17 protein-coding genes and 1 riboswitch are annotated in these 19,102 nt (G+C 70.1%); of the genes, 4 read left to right on the forward strand and 13 right to left on the reverse strand.

Annotated elements, in window-relative coordinates:
* Positions 1-34 precede the first annotated feature (34 nt).
* The 3 genes from ACZ4RZ_RS44135 to ACZ4RZ_RS44145 form a co-directional block, all read right to left on the reverse strand.
* Positions 35-1,387: a peptidase C39 family protein gene (locus tag ACZ4RZ_RS44135; protein WP_467753205.1), complete on the reverse strand. Its 1,353-nt coding sequence runs from the start codon at positions 1,385-1,387 to the stop codon at positions 35-37.
* Positions 1,388-1,624: 237 nt separating this feature from the next.
* Positions 1,625-3,166: an amino acid permease gene (locus ACZ4RZ_RS44140; RefSeq protein ID WP_467753206.1), complete on the reverse strand. Its 1,542-nt coding sequence runs from the start codon at positions 3,164-3,166 to the stop codon at positions 1,625-1,627.
* Between the two features lie 86 nt (positions 3,167-3,252).
* Entirely contained in the window at positions 3,253-4,209 is a 957-nt protein-coding gene (locus tag ACZ4RZ_RS44145) for a hypothetical protein (RefSeq protein ID WP_467753207.1), read from the reverse strand.
* Between the two features lie 231 nt (positions 4,210-4,440).
* On the opposite strand from ACZ4RZ_RS44145, the gene ACZ4RZ_RS44150 reads away from it, so the two are divergent.
* Positions 4,441-5,094: a uridine kinase family protein gene (locus ACZ4RZ_RS44150; RefSeq protein ID WP_467753208.1), complete on the forward strand. Its 654-nt coding sequence runs from the start codon at positions 4,441-4,443 to the stop codon at positions 5,092-5,094.
* 466 nt (positions 5,095-5,560) lie between these two features.
* Entirely contained in the window at positions 5,561-7,426 is a 1,866-nt protein-coding gene (locus tag ACZ4RZ_RS44155; protein ID WP_467753209.1) for an AAA family ATPase, read from the forward strand.
* A gap of 180 nt (positions 7,427-7,606) precedes the next feature.
* Here the strand turns inward: ACZ4RZ_RS44155 and ACZ4RZ_RS44160 are convergent, their stop codons facing one another.
* From ACZ4RZ_RS44160 to ACZ4RZ_RS44200, 9 genes are all read right to left on the reverse strand, one after another.
* Positions 7,607-8,692 carry a hemolysin family protein gene (locus tag ACZ4RZ_RS44160; RefSeq protein WP_467753210.1) on the reverse strand — a complete coding sequence of 362 codons (1,086 nt, stop codon included), beginning with the start codon at positions 8,690-8,692 and terminating at the stop codon, positions 7,607-7,609.
* Positions 8,689-10,014: a hemolysin family protein gene (locus ACZ4RZ_RS44165; RefSeq protein WP_467753211.1), complete on the reverse strand. Its 1,326-nt coding sequence runs from the start codon at positions 10,012-10,014 to the stop codon at positions 8,689-8,691. Before ACZ4RZ_RS44165 ends, ACZ4RZ_RS44160 begins: the two co-directional genes overlap by 4 nt.
* Before the next feature lie 199 nt (positions 10,015-10,213).
* Positions 10,214-10,669 (reverse strand): PH domain-containing protein, encoded by a 456-nt coding sequence (locus ACZ4RZ_RS44170; protein ID WP_467753212.1) that lies wholly within the window; start codon positions 10,667-10,669, stop codon positions 10,214-10,216.
* Positions 10,670-10,683: 14 nt separating this feature from the next.
* Positions 10,684-11,541, reverse strand: coding sequence for an ATP phosphoribosyltransferase (hisG, locus tag ACZ4RZ_RS44175; protein WP_467753213.1), 858 nt, complete (start codon positions 11,539-11,541; stop codon positions 10,684-10,686).
* A 44-nt stretch (positions 11,542-11,585) separates the two neighbouring features.
* Positions 11,586-11,858, reverse strand: coding sequence for a phosphoribosyl-ATP diphosphatase (locus ACZ4RZ_RS44180; RefSeq protein WP_028803646.1), 273 nt, complete (start codon positions 11,856-11,858; stop codon positions 11,586-11,588).
* Positions 11,859-11,892: 34 nt separating this feature from the next.
* Complete coding sequence (ribH, locus tag ACZ4RZ_RS44185; protein WP_467753214.1) at positions 11,893-12,378, reverse strand: 6,7-dimethyl-8-ribityllumazine synthase; 486 nt, start codon at positions 12,376-12,378, stop codon at positions 11,893-11,895.
* A gap of 63 nt (positions 12,379-12,441) precedes the next feature.
* Positions 12,442-13,731 (reverse strand): bifunctional 3,4-dihydroxy-2-butanone-4-phosphate synthase/GTP cyclohydrolase II, encoded by a 1,290-nt coding sequence (locus ACZ4RZ_RS44190; protein WP_467753215.1) that lies wholly within the window; start codon positions 13,729-13,731, stop codon positions 12,442-12,444.
* Positions 13,728-14,372: a nicotinamide mononucleotide transporter family protein gene (locus ACZ4RZ_RS44195; protein WP_467753216.1), complete on the reverse strand. Its 645-nt coding sequence runs from the start codon at positions 14,370-14,372 to the stop codon at positions 13,728-13,730. Before ACZ4RZ_RS44195 ends, ACZ4RZ_RS44190 begins: the two co-directional genes overlap by 4 nt.
* Complete coding sequence (locus tag ACZ4RZ_RS44200) at positions 14,369-14,971, reverse strand: riboflavin synthase (RefSeq protein ID WP_467753217.1); 603 nt, start codon at positions 14,969-14,971, stop codon at positions 14,369-14,371. The genes ACZ4RZ_RS44195 and ACZ4RZ_RS44200 overlap by 4 nt, the downstream gene beginning before the upstream one ends.
* A gap of 152 nt (positions 14,972-15,123) precedes the next feature.
* Positions 15,124-15,254, reverse strand: a riboswitch (FMN riboswitch).
* Positions 15,255-15,586: 332 nt separating this feature from the next.
* On the opposite strand from ACZ4RZ_RS44200, the gene ACZ4RZ_RS44205 reads away from it, so the two are divergent.
* The gene (locus ACZ4RZ_RS44205) at positions 15,587-16,492 is read left to right on the forward strand and encodes an RNA polymerase sigma-70 factor (RefSeq protein WP_467753218.1); all 906 of its coding nucleotides are present in this window, start codon (positions 15,587-15,589) and stop codon (positions 16,490-16,492) included.
* 171 nt (positions 16,493-16,663) lie between these two features.
* Positions 16,664-17,419: an SDR family oxidoreductase gene (locus ACZ4RZ_RS44210; RefSeq protein WP_467753219.1), complete on the forward strand. Its 756-nt coding sequence runs from the start codon at positions 16,664-16,666 to the stop codon at positions 17,417-17,419.
* Positions 17,420-17,700: 281 nt separating this feature from the next.
* Here the strand turns inward: ACZ4RZ_RS44210 and ACZ4RZ_RS44215 are convergent, their stop codons facing one another.
* Complete coding sequence (locus ACZ4RZ_RS44215) at positions 17,701-18,885, reverse strand: ROK family transcriptional regulator (RefSeq protein ID WP_467753220.1); 1,185 nt, start codon at positions 18,883-18,885, stop codon at positions 17,701-17,703.
* Between the last annotated feature and the right edge of the window lie 217 nt (positions 18,886-19,102).

Raw genomic sequence — 19,102 nt, forward strand, 5'->3', positions numbered from 1 at the left:
GGGCGGCCCCTGCACGGGGAGGGGCCGCCTTCCTTCAGCGAACCCCCACCGCCGCCAGCGCCTTGCGCTGCCGCGCCGACGGATCCGCCGGGAAGTACAGATAACAGACGCCACCGGTACCGGAGACGACGTTCCCGGAAGCGTTGTACCGCTTGGTCCGCAGCCAGATGTTTTCCCACTCACGCCGCTTGTAGACACGGCGCACCGCGTCGTCGCTCGGCGACGCCGGGTCGTTGGCGATCACATCGCCGTCCGCGGTGAACCCGATGACGGTCATGAGGTGGCCCGAGGTCCCGTAACCCGCTCCCGTCAGCTCGGACTTGAGGAAGGACTGCGACGTTATGGCCGGGATGCCGGCGGCGATCAGCGTCTCCAGGTCGGTGAGCGAGCCGAGGCGGGTCACCACGCCCTGGAGGTCCTTGTACGTGGCGGCGTAGGCGGCGTTGAAGGGCCAGTTGCCGCAGCCAGCGTACTGGTAGTCGTACGTGAACCGGGCCGCGTGGCACACCTGGGGGTCGCCGTAGTCCGGATTCACCCAGCCCAGTTGCTCCGCGGTGGGCTTGCGACCCCAGTATTCGATGATCATCTGCGAGGAGGTGGGGCTGCACCAGGCCTCGCCGCCGTTGTCGTACTCGGGGTACTGGCCCGCGTGGATCTCCTGCGAGTAGCGCGGGACGACCAGTTCCTGGGCGAGGCCCGGTGTGGAGGCCGGGACGGTGAAGCGGTCGGGGATGTCGGAGCCCATCGCGCCGAGTCGCCACACCGTGGGCGTGATCCTGGTGCCCGGGGTGCGGTAGAGGGTCAGCCGCAGCCGGTAGGAGACGAGGCGCAGGCCCGAGGCGGCGTCGTCGATGGAGAAGGTGTCCGTCCAGATGCTGCTCTTGCCGTCGCTCTGGTCGTCCACGGAGGTCCGCCTGATGTCCTGGTCGCCGGCCGCCCAGCGGCCCATCACGTACCAGGGCGTGTCCGTGCCGTCGGAGTACGTGCCCGTCAGCTCGACCTGGAGCCAGGTGCCGGCCGGGGTGTCCGCGTTCCAGGAGGCGATGGCCTCGGTGGACGGGACCGCGAGCCGGTGGACCGGGGAGGTCCAGGTCGCGTACTCCCAGGTGGCGGTCTTGCCGGTGTGCGGGTCCGGGTAGTCGAAGGTGCCGGCCGGGGCGGCGATCACCAGGCCCGGACGGACGCCCGGCACCGCCCGCGTGCCCTGCGCGCTGCCGCTTCGCCAGTCGGTGTACGAGGTCCAGGCACGGTTGTCCACGAGCGATGAAGGTGCTTCCGCCGACCCGCCCGGGGTGGCCGCGGCCGCGGGGCCCGCGGCACCGGCGGTCGCCGCGGCGACCGCTGCGGCGAGGACGGCTCTGCGGGACGGCTCTGAAGCTCTGGTCATGGGTGGGTGACCCCCAGTTCGTCCGGAAGCGACGGTTCAGGCGCACGGCTGCAAGCGGCGAGTTCAGACGTTGTCCAGTGCATCGCCGTGGGCCAACTATGGACGCCGGGGACCGACTTCTGCCAGCACTTCGGCCCGCGCCGCACCCACCAATATTGGTCGGGACCACTGGCATGACCTGCGAGGCCTCGACCCCGGTGGGGCGGTGCCGTGTACCGGGGTCGAGGACGGGCACCGTCAGATGAGGTCCATCGCCGCGACCTCGTCGGGCCGCCCGTAGCTGACCGGCCCCTGGAAGCGGCGGCGCGCCGTGGCGAACCACCACACCGTGGCGATGATCAGCACCACGGCGAGGGCGATCGAGGCGTAGTTGAAGGTGTCGCCGGTGATCGGCGACACCTGCGGCAGCATGAACAGCGCGCTGCTGGCGAGGATCCAGATCACGGCCACCCAGCCGACCGCCTTGCTCCAGCGCCCCAGGTTCCACGGGCCGGGCTGGAACTCGTCGCCGAGCCGCAGTCGCAGGAAGATCGGCACGGCGTAGGCGAGGAAGAGTCCGACGACGTTGACGCTGACGATGGCGGTGAACGCCGTGTGCGACCACCAGCCGGGAACCACAAGGGCCAGCGAGCAGGCAACCGCCAGCCAGACGGCCTTGACGGGGGTACGGGTGCGCGGCGAGACCGAGTGCCACCAGCGGGAGCCCGGCATGGCGCCGTCCCGGGAGAAGGCGAAGATCTGCCGGGTGTTGCTGGTCAGATTCGCCAGACCGCAGAAGAGCATGGCCCCGATCACGATCAACAGGATGGCCTTTGCCGTGCCCATGCCAAGCCCGTCGATGAGAATCTGCACGGGCGGCGCCGAAGAGCTCGCCACTTGGTCATAGTCATGAATGCTGTACACGAGGGCGAGCATGAGGATCAGTCCGGTGATCGCCGAATAGCCGATCGCCCGCGTGATCCCCTTGGGCGCGTTGACCGTGGCCCGCACCGTTTCCTCGGACATGTGGAAGCTGCCGTCGAAGCCCGTGAAGGTCCAACTGGTGACCAGCAGGCCGAGCATCCCTCCGTAAAGGCCGTTGGTGAAACCGGTGTTGTTCACGAAATGTGTGACGAACGAGGCCGACTGATGGTCGTCGGGCATCACGATCAGTGTGCTGACGATCACCAGGAGCCCGATCAGCAGCCACCACACGGAGATCCGGTTGAGCAGGGCGACCAACTGCACGGTGTAGGTATTGGCCAAACCCTGGAGCACGATGATCAGCGCAGTGATCAGGACCGTCTGCTGGGCGGTCGGCTCGTACGAGTGCCACTGCAGGGCGATGAAGGCCTGGATGAAGGTGGCGGCCGCGTATCCGGTGGCGGCCGTGCCGCCCACCTGACCGACGAAATTCAGCCAGCCCGTGTACCAGGACCAGGCACCCTTGTGGCGCTTGGCCAGCTTTCCGGCGGAGAAATAGAGCGCCCCACTGGTCGGATAGGCGGAAGCCACCTCCGCCATGGCGGCGCCGATGAACAGCACCATGACGGAGACGCCGATCCAGCCGAAGACGAGAATGCGCGGACCACCGGCATTCATACCGAATCCGAAGGACGAGAAGATTCCCGAGATGATATTGATGATGGTGAAGGATATTGCGAAATTGTCAAACGCCTGGAATCGGCGTGTGAGCTTTCGCGGATATCCCATCGCATGAAGTGTCGCGTCGTCGTCGAGCGCGGCGGAGTCCTCGCCGACATGACCTTTCGCGCGCGGGGCCGATATCCGTTCTGACACAACTGACCTTTCTGTGGGAGTTGACCGGAAGACGGGGGCGGCCGGGAGGCTGGTCCAGGCGGGCCGGACGATCGGTCCGGGCCGGCTCAGGCTGCCCCCGGCACAGGCAGGCCGCAGGAGCGGCGGGCGCGGGAGAGCTGCTCCTCGGGGTCGCCGAACACACTCCAGGGCATCCGGCAGGCGTAGGGCCCCATGGCCATAAAGACGGCGCGGGCCTCGAACTCGCGCTGGGCCATGAACAGCGCGTGGGCCAGATACGCCAGGTCGAGCACCGGCGTGAAGCGGTAACCCGGCACCTCGGGAAGCCAGTTCTGATAGATCGCGAGCGCGGTGGAGCGCCACTGGGGCTGCTCCCAGGTGCGGTCGACGAGAAGCTGCGAGGGGTTGTAGCTCTCCACCAGCGCGACCAGCGGAAGCAGCCGCAGCGGCGAGGAGGCGGGGGCGCGCTGGCTCAGGAAGGCAGCGACGTCCCAGGCTGCGTTCACCGAACCGCCGTATCGCGTGAAGAAGAACGTCAGGAAGCGGTGGTGGCCCTCACGGTTCCAGGGGTCGAGGCGGAGGATGTGCGAGAACAGCTGCCAGGGGCCGGGCGGCTGCGTGAGCAGGCCCTGCGGCGCGGGGTCGCGCAGGTCGTGCAGCCGGGCCATGGCCAGTTTGGCGACCCAGGGCGTGGGATCGGCGGGGGCCATCCTCGTGGCCCGGTCGCACGCAGTCAGCGCGATGCGCTCCAGGGCCTCGGCCCGATCGTCCTTGGCATCCGCCGCGCGCAGCGCCCGCAGCACGGCCACACGCGCCCACATCAGCGCGGCCTCGGGGGCCGGCTCCTCGGCCAGCCAGCGTTCGGCGAGGTCGGAGTCGGCGGCCTCGGAAGCCACGACAAGGGAACGGTGGGCACGCAGTCCGAAGTCGCCGCGGGTCTCCGCGAGGGCTTCATGGGCGCTCAGATAGCGGCCGGCCCGGACATCCACGCAGACGCTCGCGAGTCTGCGGTCGTCGGCCGCCGGATGCCACACATACTGCCCCTCGAATAACCCCGCGGCCATCTTCCCCTGCCCGTCCCCGTACGACGCTTCGCAGCTGCGTAACAGGCACCCTACTCAGTATCAAGGGGAACCGGAACGGCATTTGCGAAATACCTGGTTCCACGTCGCCCACGGTTATGGAGGGAGCGAAAGGAGTTCTTGAGGATTGTTCAATGAATAGTTCAATGCGGCACTATTCCGTACCCGCGGATCCCCCATGAACGCCATCCGGATAGAATGTCCCCCAGGAATATGCCGACATCTCACCGCACCCCGGGAAGCCCCATTCACGACCTCGCCGCGCAGCTGCGCCGACTGCCGCCTTCCTGCGGCCCCGTCCGCCTGATCGGCGTCGACGGGCACGCGGGCTCCGGAAAGACCACATTCGCCGGGCAGTTGGCGGCGGCACTGGGCGACGCACCCGTGCTGCACCTCGACGACATCGCGACGCACGAGCAGCTCTTCGCCTGGACGGAGCGGCTGCTGCGCCAGGTGGTCGAGCCGCTGCGCCGGGGCGAGACCGCGCACTACACCCCCTACGACTGGATCGCCCGGAGCTTCGACCCGGCCCGTCCGCTGCCGCCCGCGCCCGTGATCCTCCTGGAGGGCGTCGGCGCCGGTCGCCGCGCCCTGCGCCCGTTCCTTGCGCGACTGCTGTGGATGGAGTTGCCGCACGACGAAGCGTGGACGCGCGGGCGGCTGCGGGACGGAGAGGCGCAGCGCGAGTTCTGGGCCGGATGGGTCCGCGCCGAGCGCCAACACTTCGCCAAGGACCCCTCAAGACCATTCGCCGATCTTCTGGTGCGGCAGTGTTCTGAGGGGTACGAGGTGCTGCCGGGGCGCGTTGAGACGTCAGGACCGAATCGCACCATCACTCACGGTGACGGACCATCCGCAATGTGCTGAACTTGTGAAGACCCTTGCATGAGAAGTTCCGTCAGTGCTTCAACTCGGCTTGACCGGGGGGCCGTACAGGACTTACGTTCTGAATGTGCGGTCTTTTGAAACCGCCCGCAGTCGCGAAGCCCCCGGTTGTTCCCCCGTGATCGGGGGCTTCGTTCTGCCCACACCCCCTTTTTCCGGGCGCTGCGCGCCGTGATTCGCTCACCCTCGGTCACCGTGCGAAGTGCGCCCCATCTGCTCCCACCTCGTGGAACGGGGTGTGACGGCACCCTTCGGCCCGCGTATGCACCGCAGGTACGATGCCTCTCGGTGCGACCTTCGGACGGCTGCTCTGCGCACCGATGCAACTCCCGTCCGTGGCACGGCGGTTCGACCAAGGCTGCCGACGGGCACCGGCCCGGCGGCGAGGGGGTGTCGTGATCCACGAGACACACCCTGACCATCGGGGGCACGGTTTGTGGGGGACGTGATGGACTTCGGCACTCAGGGCCCGGAGGCCCCGGCCGACCTCGCCTGGCTGCGAGGTGTGGATGCGTACACGATGGGCGCCTATCCGCAGGCGGAGGAGGAGTTCCGCGCCGCGGTCCGGATGGACCCGGGCATGGCGGACGGCTGGCTCGGGCTGCACGCGCTGCGGGTGGACACGACGACCGCTCTGCTGCGCATGTTCCGGCACCGGGAGCGCTTCGGGGAGCAGCGCACCCGGCATCGGCGCACCCTCAACTCCTGGTACTGGCTGGGCTGGTGGGTCCAGCCCGTGCTGGAGAGCCCGCGCGATCTGCTGCTCGCGCACGCCTCGCACTGGCTGGACGGACGTCATGTCCCGGAGCTGGACCGCGCGCTCGCGGGTCTGCCGCCCGTCGACGCGGACCCCCAGGTGCGGTTCCTGCACGCGTGCCGCGCGTATCTGGTCAAGGACTGGGAGCAGTTGGTCCGGCACACCGACCCGCTGATCGACGATCCCATGCTGGGCATAGAGGCCGGCCTCTTCGGCGGCATGGCCCGAGTCCGCCTGGAGATGTACGGCCAGGCGGAGCCGCTCCTGTCCTCCGCACTGATGCGCTGCCGCAGCGAGCAGCCGCAGCGCAAGGAGCTGCGGTACTGGCTGGCGCGGGCGCACGAGGGCACCGGGCGGTCCGCCGCGGCGCTGCCCCTGTACCGGGCGGTGCACCGGGTCGACTCCTCCTTCATGGACACCTCGGCACGGCTCGCGGCGATCTCCGAGGGCGACGGGTACGACGATGCCGCCGCCGACCTGGCGGCGATCACGCTCGCCGGGGTCGGGCAGGACGTGATGGAGGGCCCGGACGGTGTGGATCCGCTGTTCGGCGCCGAGGGACGGGACCTGAAGCTCTCGGAGCCCGATCTCGCGCCGCCGGGCGGGCTGCCTCCGGAGACCGACGCGGTGCGCGAGAAGGCAGTGGTGCCGGTGCAGCCGCTGCCCGCCGGGCCGACCGACCCCGCATTACTCGAGGAGGCGCTCGCCGAGCTGGAGCGCATGGTGGGCCTGGAGCCCGTGAAGCGCCAAGTCAAGGCGCTGTCGGCGCAGTTGAACATGGCGAGGCTGCGCGCCGGGCAGGGTCTCCCGGTCCAGCCGCCGAAGCGGCACTTCGTCTTCTCCGGCCCCTCCGGCACCGGCAAGACCACCGTGGCCCGCATCCTCGGCCGGGTCTTCTACGCACTCGGGCTGCTCGGCGGCGACCATCTGGTGGAGGCGCAGCGGGCGGACCTGGTCGGCGAGTATCTGGGCCAGACGGCGGTCAAGGCCAACGAGTTGATCGACTCCGCCATCGGCGGTGTGCTCTTCGTCGACGAGGCCTATTCATTGTCGAACTCCGGGTACGGCAAGGGCGACGCGTACGGCGACGAGGCCCTGCAGGTGCTCCTGAAGCGGGCCGAGGACAATCGCGACCACCTCGTCGTCATACTCGCCGGCTACCCGGAAGGCATGGACCGCCTCCTGGCCGCCAACCCCGGCCTCTCCTCCCGCTTCACCACCCGCGTCGACTTCCCCTCCTACCGGCCCCTCGAACTCACCTCCATCGGCGAGGTGCTGGCCGCGGAGAACGGTGACGTGTGGGACGAGGAGGCGCTGGACGAGCTGCGCTCGATCGCCGGTCATGTCGTCGACCAGGGGTGGATCGACGAGCTCGGCAACGGGCGCTTTCTGCGGACGCTGTACGAGAAGAGTTGCGCGTACCGCGACCTCCGGCTGTCGCTCTATCCCGGGACACTGTCCCGGGACGACTTGTCGACACTGCGGCTGCCGGATCTGATGCAGGCGTACGGGGAGGTCCTGTCGGGGCGGGGACCACAGGATCCGTCGCCGATGTGACCGGGGTGGCCGCGGGGAGGTTTCTCGCCCCCTCCGCCCCTACCCATTCCCGTACCTGGGGGCTGCCACCCCCAGACCTCCCGCCAAAAGATCGCGCAGTTCCCCGCGCCCCTTTTCAGGGGCGCGGGGAACTGCGCGGACACGACGGGCAGCGGCGGAGGGGGCGAGAAACCCGCTGGCTCAGCTCGCCAGTGCTTCCTCCGGGGCCTCGCTCGGGCGGGGTTCCGAGACGCGGAGAGGCGGGGTTTCCCGGTGTGCCGGGTCGCGTACCTCGCCGACCAGCAGCTCCAAGACGTCCTCCAGGGCCACGAGCCCCAGGACCTTTCCCGACGCGTCGGCGACCTGGGCGAGGTGCGTCGCGGCGCGACGCATCACGGTCAGCGCGTCGTCCAGCGCAAGCTCGGACCGCAGGGTCGTCATCGGGCGCCAGATCTGCTGTGGCACCGCCCGCTCGGACTCCTCCAGGTCGAGTACGTCCTTCACATGCAGATAGCCCATGAAGGCACCGTTCTCGGCGACCACGGGGAACCGGGAGTACCCGGTGCGCGCGGTGAGCGCGACGACCTGGCCCGGGGTGACCGAGGGCCCCACGGTCACCAGGGAGTCGCGGTCCAGCAGGACATCGGTGACCGGGCGCGAACCCAGCTCCAGCGCGTCCTCCAAGCGCTCCTGCTCCTGCGGTTCCAACAGACCCGCCTGACCCGAGTCCTCGACCAGACGGTTGAGCTGCTCGCTGGTGAAGACCGCCTCGACCTCGTCCTTGGGCTCCACACGGAACAGCTTCAGGATCAGACGGGCGCAGGCGCCCAGAGCGACGGTGACCGGACGGCACAGGCGCGCGAAGGCGACCAGGCCGGGGCTCAGCCACAGCGCCGTCCTCTCGGGCGCGGCCATCGCCAGGTTCTTCGGCACCATCTCGCCGATGACGAGGTGGAAGAAGACGACGAAGGCCAGCGCGATGACGTATCCGAGGGGGTGGATCAGCCCGTCCGGCAGATGGATCACCCCGAAGACCGGCTCCAGCAGATGCGCGACGGTCGGCTCGGCGACCGCGCCGAGCGTCAGCGAGCAGACGGTGATGCCGAATTGGGCCGCGGCCATCATCTGCGGGAGCCGCTCCAGGCCGTACAGGACCTGTCGGGCCCGCGCGGTCCCCAGCGGTTCGATCTGGCTGCGCCGTACGGAGACGAGCGCGAACTCGGCGCCGACGAAGAAGCCGTTGGCGAGCACCAGCAGCGCGGCGAACAGGAGTTGGAGCACGCTCATCGGACGGCCTCCGCAACGGGCGCGGTCCGCACCAGGCGGACGCGTTCGGCGCGGTAGTGCCCGACCTGGCGCACCGACAGGCGCCAGCCCGGGAGTTCGGCCTTGTCGCCGGGGGCCGGGATCCGGCCGAGCAGATCGGCGACGAGGCCCGCGACGGTCTCGTACGGGCCCTCGGGCACGTCGAGGCCTATGCGCTGCAGCACGTCCACCCGGCAGCTGCCGTCGGCGTCCCACGCGAGCCGTCCGTCCTCGGGCGGCGCCACCGCGAGTTCGGGCAGATCCTGCCCGTCGTGCTCGTCACGGACCTCGCCGACGAGTTCCTCGACGATGTCCTCCAGGGTGACGACGCCCGCCGTGCCGCCGTACTCGTCGACGACGACGGCGATCGGCTGCTCGCTGCGCAGCTGCTCCAGGAGGGGCTGCACGGGCAGCGTCTCCGGGACGAGCAGCGGGGCCTGTGCGATCCGGCCGACGGGGGTGCGCAGCCGGTCGTGCGAGGGGATCGCGAGGGCGTCCTTGAGGTGCACCATGCCGACGATCTCGTCGATCCGCTCCCGGTAGACGGGGAAGCGGGACAGGCCCGTGGCGCGGGTGAGGTTGACGACGTCCTCGGCGGTCGCCGTCGACTGCAGCGCGCTGACCTTCACACGCGGGGTCATGACGTGCTGCGCGGTCAGGTCGGCGAGCGAGATGGTCCGCACGAAGAGATCCGCGGTGTCCTGCTCCAGGGCACCGGCCTGCGCCGAGTGCCGGACGAGGGAGACGAGTTCGCCGGGGGTGCGGGCGGAGGCCAGCTCCTCGGCGGGCTCGACGCCCAGGGCGCGTACGAGCCGGTTGGCGACCGCGTTGAGGGCGGCGATCACCGGCCGGAACAGCCGCGAGAAGATGTGCTGCGGGCCCGCGACGAAACGGGCGACCTGCAGGGGCTTGGACACGGCCCAGTTCTTGGGCACGAGTTCGCCGATGACCATCTGCACGGCCGAGGCGAGCAGCATGCCGACCACCACGGCGACTCCGGACACGGCGCCTTCGGGGACGCCGATCGCGGTGAACGGGCCGCGCAGCAGCTCGGCGAGCGCCGGTTCGGCGAGCATGCCGACGACCAGCGAGGTGATGGTGATGCCGAGCTGGGTGCCGGAGAGCTGGAAGGACAGCTCCTTGAGCGAGTTCACGACGGTCACAGCCCGTCGGTCACCGTCGGCCGCGGCCTTCTCGGCGTCGGGGCGCTCGACCGTGACGAGGCCGAACTCCGCCGCGACGAAGAAGCCGTTGGCGAGGATCAGCAGGAACGCCGCCCCAAGGAGCAGCAGGGGGATGGTCATGCCGCCGCCTCGGTATGTCGGGAGGGGGCGGCGCAGGTACTACAGGACGATCCGTCCATCGCTGGAGGGAGTCACTCCTCGGGTAGCAGGGGGCCTCTGAACACCGGGTGGCGCATCAGAGACGGAGGCGCAACGAAAACGCCTCCGCCAACAGATTAATCAAGACATGGCCCCGGTGGGCAGTGTGGAAGGCTGAGAGTCAGCCCTCATGTTTCTCGGGGTCGCCGATGGAACGGGCCTCGGCGAGGGCACGCAGGGCGCGGGCGTCCTCGATCGCGCGCTGCTTGGCGATGCCCGGCTGGATGCCGAGCGCGGGCAGGCTGGTGCCGTCACTGAGGTTGAGGAACACCCAGGGGTCGCCGGGGCGCAGGTTGACCTGGAGGATCTCCGCCCAGTCAAGGTGCCGCCTGCTGGCGATGTTGACGACGGTGACCCCGGTCTCGTCGGCGACGACCTTGGGCCGGGAGAGCAGCAGGAGCACCCCGAAGAGCAGCGCCGCGGTGAAGATGAAGCTGAGCCGCTCCCCCGGGCTGAGTTGCTCCAGGAGCATCGCGACCGTCGTGATGACCACGAAGATCGCTGCGCCCGCGGTGAGCAGCACGGCCCGGGTGCGGGACGGGCGGAAGGTGACGGGGAGGGCGGGAAGGTCTGACATGTGCGGCGGTCCCGTCAGAGCCGGCAGGCGTGGATGGCCGTGGTCAGGATGGCCCGCGCGCCGAGAGCGTACAGGTCGTCCATGATCCGCTGGGCCTCCTTGGCGGGGACCATGGCGCGCACGGCGACCCAGCCCTCGTTGTGCAACGGCGAGATGGTCGGCGACTCCAGGCCCGGGGTGAGCGCGACGGCCTTCTCCAGGTGCTCGGCGCGGCAGTCGTAGTCCATCATCACGTACGTCCGTGCCACCAGGACGCCCTGGAGGCGGCGCAGGAACTGCTGCACCTTGGGCTCGGCGTCCTCGGAGGTGTCGACTCCGACCCGGCGGATGACGACGGCCTCGGACTTCATGATCGGGTCGCCGAACACCTCGAGGCCCGCGTTGCGCAACGAGGTGCCGGTCTCGACGACATCCGCGATGACCTCGGCGACGCCCAGTTCGATGGCGGTCTCGACGGCGCCGTCGAGGTGGACGACGGAGGCGTCGATGCCGTGGTCGGCGAGGTGCTTGGCGACGATGCCCTCGTACGAGGTGGCGACCGTCATACCGGAGAGGTCCCCGATGCCGTTCGCCGTGCCCGGCTTGGTGGCGAACCGGAAGGTCGAGCGGGCGAAGCCGAGCGGCAGGATCTCCTCCGCGTTGGCGCCCGAGTCGATCAGCAGGTCGCGGCCGGTGATGCCGATGTCGAGGCGGCCGGAGGAGACGTAGATCGCGATGTCGCGGGGGCGGAGGTAGAAGAACTCGACCTCGTTCTCCGGGTCGACGATCCTCAGCTCCTTGGACTCCCGGCGCTGCTGGTAGCCGGCCTCATGCAGCATCTCCGCCGCAGGGCCTGACAGGGAACCCTTGTTGGGGACGGCGATGCGCAGCATGAGGTCGGCTTCCTTTGCGTGAAGGGGTGGGGGAACAGCGGGATTTACAGGTGGGCGTACACGTCGTCGAGGGAGATCCCGCGCGCGACCATCATCACCTGGACGTGGTAGAGCAGCTGTGAGATCTCCTCGGCAGCGGCGTCCTTGCCCTCGTACTCGGCGGCCATCCAGACCTCGGCGGCCTCTTCGACGACCTTCTTGCCGATGGCATGGACGCCCTTGCCGACCAGCTCGGCGGTGCGCGAAGTGGCGGGATCGCCGTTGGCGGCCTTGTGCTGGAGCTCGGTGAAGAGCTCCTCGAACGTCTTCTTGGACATGGTGCTGCCCACCCTACGCGGTCACCGAGATTCCTCAGCGCCAGGGTTCAGATACTGAGCGCAGCGTGGCCGCGGTCGCCACCGCGGCCGTCACGGCCTCGTGCCCCTTGTCCTCGTTGGAGCCCTCGATACCCGCGCGGTCCAGGGCCTGCTCCTCGGTGTCGCAGGTCAGCACGCCGAAGCCGACGGGGACGCCGGTGTCGATGGAGACCTGGGTGAGGCCCTGGGTGACGCCCTGGCACACGTACTCGAAGTGGGGGGTTCCGCCACGGATGACGACGCCGAGCGCGACGACCGCGTCGTAGCCGCGGCCCGCCAGGACCTTGGCGACGACCGGCAGCTCGAAGCTGCCGGGGACCCGAAGCAGGGTCGGCTCGTCGATCCCCAGCTCGTGCAGGGCGCGCAGCGCGCCGTCCACGAGGCCATCCATCACCTTTTCGTGCCACTGTGCCGCGATGACCGCGACGCGCAGGTCGCCGCAGTTGCGTACGGACAGTTCAGGTGCACCCTTGCCGCTCACGTCTCTCCTCAGTGCCGCTGTGCTGTGTTGCCGATAGTGCCGGTGTTACTTGTATTGCCGTCGTTACTGATTGCCGCAGGCGGACACGGTGGCCGTGTCCAGCCAGGGCAGGTCGTGCCCCATCCGGTCCCGCTTGGTGCGCAGGTAGCGGAGGTTGTGCTCGCCCGCCTGTACGGGCATCGGCTCTCGCGCGGCGACCTTGAGGCCGTGCCGTACGAGCGCGTCGGTCTTGTCGGGGTTGTTGGTCATCAGGCGCAGGCTGTGCACGCCGAGGTCCTCCAGGATCTGGGCGCTGGCGCCGTAGTCCCGGGCGTCGGCGGGCAGGCCCAGTTCCAGGTTGGCGTCGAGGGTGTCGCGACCCTGCTCCTGAAGCTCGTACGCGCGCAGCTTGGAGAGCAGCCCGATGCCGCGTCCCTCGTGGCCGCGCAGATAGACCACGATGCCGCGCCCCTCGGCCTGGATGCGCTCCATGGCCGTCTGCAGCTGGGGGCCGCAGTCGCAGCGCAGCGAGTGGAAGACGTCGCCGGTGAGGCACTCGGAGTGGACGCGGACGAGGACGTCCTCGCCGTCACCGATCTCGCCGTGGACGAGGGCGACGTGCTCGACGCCATCGACGGTCGAGCGGTAGCCGTACGCCGTGAACTCGCCGAATGCGGTGGGCAGGTGGACCTCGGCCTCGCGGCGGACGGTGGGCTCGGCGGTGCGGCGGTAGGCGATCAGGTCCTCGATGGAGATGATCGTCAGGCCGTGCTTGCGGGCGAAGGGGATCAGTTCGGGCAGGCGGAGCATGCGGCCGTCCTCGCCCGCGATCTCGACGATCGCACCGGCGGGGCGCAGGCCCGCGAGACGGGCCAGGTCGACGGCGGCCTCGGTGTGGCCGTTGCGGACCAGGACGCCGCCGGGCTTGGCACGCAGCGGGAAGATGTGGCCGGGGCGCACGAAGTCGTCCGCCTGAGCCCTGCCGTCGGCGAGCAGCTGAAGCGTGGTGGCACGGTCGGATGCCGAGATGCCGGTGGTCACACCGTGAGCGGCGGACGCGTCCACCGACACTGTGAACGCGGTTTTCATCGACTCGGTGTTGTCGTCGACCATCTGCGGGAGCCGGAGCCGGTCCAGCTCGTCCCCCTCCATGGGCGCGCAGATCAGCCCGCGGCACTCGCTCATCATGAAGGCGACGATCTCGGGGGTCGCCTTCTCGGCGGCGACGACGAGGTCACCCTCGTTCTCCCGGTCCTCGTCGTCCACGACCACGACCGGGCGGCCCGCCGCGATGTCGGCGATGGCCTTCTCGACCGGGTCGAGCGCGAAGTCCTCGATGTTGTCGGTGCTGTACCAGACCGGCGCTGTTGTCATGCCGGGGCTCCTTCCAGGACGGGCTGCCCGGCCTTGCGGGAGCGCAGCCACCAGTCGCGCATGCCCCACAGGACGAGCGCGCCGTACAGGACGTAGACGAAACCGGAGAAGGCGAAGCCGTTGGCGAAGTTGAGCGGCACGCCCACCAGGTCGACCAGCAGCCAGGCGAACCAGAACTCGACCATGCCGCGCGCCTGGGCGTACATGGCGACGATGGTGCCGACGAAGATGTACGCGTCCGGCCAGGGGTCCCAGGAGAGGGACGGGTACGCGAAGAACAGGCCGGCGACCGCGACGGTGCCGACGGCCGCGGCGCCGATCATGTAGCCGCGCTCGCGCCAGGTGGCGAAGCGGACAGCGATGGAGCCGTCCGCCGTCTGCCCCTTGCCGCGGTTCCACTGCCACCAGCCGTACACCGCGACGATCATGACCACGACCTGCTTGCCGGCGCTGCCGGAGAGGTGGGCCGTCGCGAAGGCCGCGAAGAGGATGACGCCGGACAGGAACTGGACGGGCCAGCTCCATATGGAGCGGCGCCAGCCGAGCGCGAGGGCGATCAGACCGATCACGTTGCCGATCATGTCCGACCACTTGATGTGCTGGTCGAGCAGGACGAAGGCCTCGGAGTTGAGCCAGTTCACTTGGCTGCTCCCTGCGTGCCCAGCAGCCGCTCGACGTACTTGGCGATGACGTCGACCTCGAGGTTGACCGGGTCGCCGGGCTGCTTGAGGCCGAGCGTGGTCAGCGCGAGGGTGGTCGGGATGAGGCTGACGGTGAAGTAGTCGGGGCCCGCGTCGACCACAGTCAGGCTGATGCCGTCGACGGTGATGGAGCCCTTCTCGACCACATAGCGGGAGAGGTCCGCGGGGAGCGAGATCTTGACGATCTCCCAGTTGTCGGACGGCTTGCGCTCGATGACCGTGCCCGTGCCGTCGACGTGTCCCTGCACGATGTGCCCGCCGAGGCGCTCACCCACGGCCATGGGGCGCTCCAGGTTGACGCGGGAGCCGACGGTCAGGGCACCGAGGCTGGAGCGGTCCAGGGTCTCCGCCATGACGTCGGCGGTGAATTCGTCGCCTTCGTGGTCGACCACCGTGAGACAGACGCCGTTGACGGCGATGGAGTCGCCATGCTGCGCGCCCTGCGTGACGACGGGGCCACGCAGCCGGAAACGGGAGGCGTCGTCGAGGTTTTCGACGGCGGTGACCTCACCCAGCTCTTCGACGATTCCGGTGAACACTTCCCGGGTCCTCCTGCCTCATGGGGCACGGACTCCGGGGCCTGTCGATGACGACAGAATGAGCGGACGACGACACCGGGAGCGACGCCGAAAGGGGACTCGTCCCTTGGGACGAGTCGCAACAAACGGCGGCGCGCACGAATGCCCGCCCGCCGCGCACTGCCTCCCATCCGGACTTTAACCGTCGGTCCAGGAATTTCACCTGGTCAACCGGCCGCTGGAAGCGACCGGGTCGCGGACTGTAACCGCCGGTTCGGAATTTCACCGACCCCGGAGTGCGCTGCTTCTGGTACAGGGCCAGTGTGCCACGCCTGATCGACGCCCATGCGGGCGAGCGCCTGTGTGGTGGCTCACAGGCCATATGGATGGACTTCTCGCGCGCCGCGCGAGCGGTCAACTTCCGCTCCGGCGCACGCCCTTGATGATGGTCCATATCTATTGACGCTGTGGTCTAGTCCAATTAGGGTCGGCGATCATCGCGTCGTCGAAACCGGTTTGTCGACACCGAATGGTCGCCCCCGATCGACCCGGCGGCGGTGACGGAGGCCCTTGCCCCGCCGCCGGGTCTCCGACCCGGGCTCCGCCGGGCTGGGGACGTTCTGCCAGGCTTGAGGCGTGACGCCGAACCTCACCGACGAGTTCGAGACATACCGCCCGCGGCTGTTCGGGCTGGCCTACCGCATGCTCGGTTCCGCCGCGGACGCGGAGGACACCGTCCAGGACGCGTATCTGCGCTTCAACGGCGCCGACCGCGCGACCATCGAGCAGCTCGGCGCCTGGCTCGCCAAGGTCGTCACCAACCTCTGTCTCACCCGGCTGGCCTCGGCCCGCGCACGGCGCGAGCAGTACGCCGGGCCGTGGCTGCCCGAGCCGGTGATCACCTCCGACGACACGCTCGGCCCCCTGGAGTCGGCCGAGCGACGCGACGCGGTGTCCCTGGCCATGCTGCTCCTCCTGGAGCGGCTCACCCCGACCGAGCGCGCGGTGTACGTGCTGCGGGAGGCCTTCGCGTACGGCCATCGGGAGATCGCCGACGTACTGGAGCTGAGCGAGGCCAACTGCCGTCAGCTGTACCGGCGGGCGGTCCAGCGGGTCGCCGCGCCGGAGGCCCGCTTCGAGGCCCCGCCCGCACAACAGGCCGGGCTTGTCGCGACCTTCCTCACAGCGGCCCGCGAGGGCAATCTGGCCGGTCTGGAGAGCCTGTTCGCGGCCGAGGTGACCTGGTGGTCCGACGGCGGCGGCAAGGTCTCCGCGGCGCGCCGGCCGATCGAGGGGCGCGACAAGGTCCTGCGGTTCCTGTCGGGCGTCCTGGACTCGTTCGCGGCGGGGGACGACATCGACATCACGGTGGCCGAGGTCAACGGACGCGCCGCGCTGCTCGCCCGGGCGGCCGACCGTCCCCTCGCTGTCGTCACGTTCGAGGTTCACGACGGCCTGTGCACGCAGGTGCGGGCGGTACTGAACCCGGACAAGCTGGAGTTCGTGGGGCGCCAGGTGGCGCGAGCGCAGGCGGGGGCCTGATCGAGGTCTGATCCACGGGGCCCGGATCCGGCGAGGCCTGGTCGGCCGCCAAGTCGTGTCGGCCGCACATTCGTGGCCGTGCGTTGTCACATTCGCGATGCCTGCCCAGTCTCAACTGACGGAGGGCGCTCGACCCGGGAGCGTCCGACGTCCGAGAAGGGGCTGAACAGCATGACCACGATCCTGGTGACCGGCGGCACCGGAACCCTCGGCCGGCTCGTCGCCGAGCGGCTGCGGGCGGACGGCCACGAGGTGCGGGTGCTCAGCCGGCACGCGCAGCCGTACGCCGTCGATCTGCGCGCGGGCGGGGCGGGGCTGGACGCCGCCGTGGCCGGAGCGGACGCGATCGTGCACTGCGCGACTACGCCGCGCGGGGGCGACGAGCGGGCGGCCGGGCATCTGATCGAGGCCGCGCGCAACGCGGGTGTCCCGCACCTGGTCTACATCTCGATCGTCGGCGTGGACCTGGTGCCGATCGGCTACTACAAGGCCAAGCTCGCCGTGGAGAAGCTGGTGGCGGAGTCGGGGCTCGGCTGGACGATCCTGCGCGCCACCCAGTTCCACGACCTCGTACTCCAGCTCCTCGCGACACTGGCAAAGCCGCCGGTGCTTCTTCTCCCCGCCGGCGTCAGCGACCAGCCGATCGAGGTCTCCGAGGTCGCCGACCAGCTCGCCTCGCTGGCGGTCGGCGCACCCGCGGGGCGGGTGGAGGACATGGGCGGGCCCGAGGTGCGTACGTTCACCTCGCTGGCCCGCGCCTATCTGCGGGCCACCGGGAAGCGGCGCCCGTTGGTCGGCATCCCCCTTGCGGGGAAGGGGTATCGGGCGTTTCGGGATGGCGGGCATCTGACCCCGGGGCACGCCGTGGGGAAGGGCACGTTCGAGGAGTACTTGGCGGCGCGGTTCGGGGGTGAGCGGCAGGGGTGACCTGGGCCGGGTGCCGGGGGGATTATTCGCCCCTCCGCACCTAACCTTCTCGACCTGAGGCTCCGCCCAAGACCCCGCTCCTCATACGCGGGAGGGGCTGAACTTTTGCCTGCCGGGGCGGGAGATCTTTAGCCCGTCCGGCGTTTGAGAACGAGCGCGGAGCGCGACACGGGGGTCTGGGGGCGGAGCGCGACACGAGGGTCTGGGGGCGGAGCCCCCATGTACGGGAGGGGTGGGGGGCGGAGGGGGCGAAAATCACCCCCGCCCGCACCCCCGGCGGGCTACCGCGACGGCGCGAAGACCTCTTCCTGTGCGCCGTCGCGGGCGGTGAGCAGCGCGCCGCGCAGCACCGCCCCGCCGCCCAGCGCACTCGCACGCACCTCCGTGGGCAGGGGCGACATCCGCGCCAACCGCGCCGCGACCCGCGCTGCGAGCACGTCCCCGCCCGCTCGGCCGACCTCTCCGCCGAGGACCACGCAGCCGGGGTCCAGCACGGCGACGACGGAGGCGGCGCCGATGGCGAGGCGGTCGGCGAGGGCGTCCAGGAAGCGGGCGGAGGCCGGGGCGTCGGAGGTCGCGGCCGCCTGTCGCACCAGGGTCGCCGCGTGCGGTTCGTGCGGCGCGGCCTCCGCCACGACGCCGCACTCCGCCGCGAGCCCGGCGACGGCCGCCGCCCCCGCCAGCGAGTGGAAACCGCCCTCGCAGTCCGTCGCGGAGGGGAGGGTCGAGGTACCGGGCACGGGGAGGAAGCCGATTTCACCGGTGCCGCCGGAGGCGCCGCGGCGGAGCCGGCCGTCGAGGATCACCGCGGCGCCGGTGCCGTGGCCCAGCCACAGCAGCACGAACGTGTCGCGGTCGCGCGCCGCGCCGTCGCGCTGCTCGGCGAGGGCGGCGAGGTTCGTCTCGTTCTCGACCAGGACGCGGGCGGGCAGGCGCTCCTGAAGGGCGGCCACCAGGCGGCGGTGCCACTCGGGCAGGCCGGAGGAGTCGCGGAGTTCACCGGTGCCGGGGTCGATCAGGCCGGGGGCGCCGATGCCGACCGTGTGCAGTCGCTCCGCCCCCGCCTCCTTCGCCGCGCGCTCCACCAGCGTGACCGCCTGCTCGACGGCGGGCCCCGTGCCGGTGTCGTCCGCGATGGGCACCGACGCCCGGGCCAGCTCCGCGCCGAGGAGATCGGAGACGACGACGGAGACCCCCTCGGTGCGCACGTCGAGGGCGGCGAGGTGCGCCCGGTCGGCGACGATCCCGTACAAGCGGGCGTTCGGGCCACGCCGTTGTTCCCCGGACTCCCCCACCATGGAGATCAGCCCGGCTGCCGTGAGGCGCTCGACGAGGTCGGCGACCGTTGGCCGGGACAGTCCGGTGAGCTGCTTCAACTGCCCTGCCGTCAAGGGGCCTTCCTGCTGCAGCAGCCGCAGGGCGAGCCGGTCGTTGATGGCCCGGGCGGTGCTCGGAGATGCGGGCATGCGGGGATCCTCCCAGATCATGGGTTTCTTCCGGCTCACGGGCTTCCTCCGGACCACGGACTCCTCCCGGATCATGGGCTCTTCCCAGACCACGGGCTGCTACCGGATCAGTGGGGGGGCGTCCCCCCCGTTATCTTCTTCGCGGTCCTGCAAGAGGACCGCTGGCCTCCGGGCCCGGCATGACTGTTCCCCCCTGTCGAACGGATGACCTGGGGGG

This window comes from Streptomyces sp. NPDC027189 (assembly GCF_055566975.1).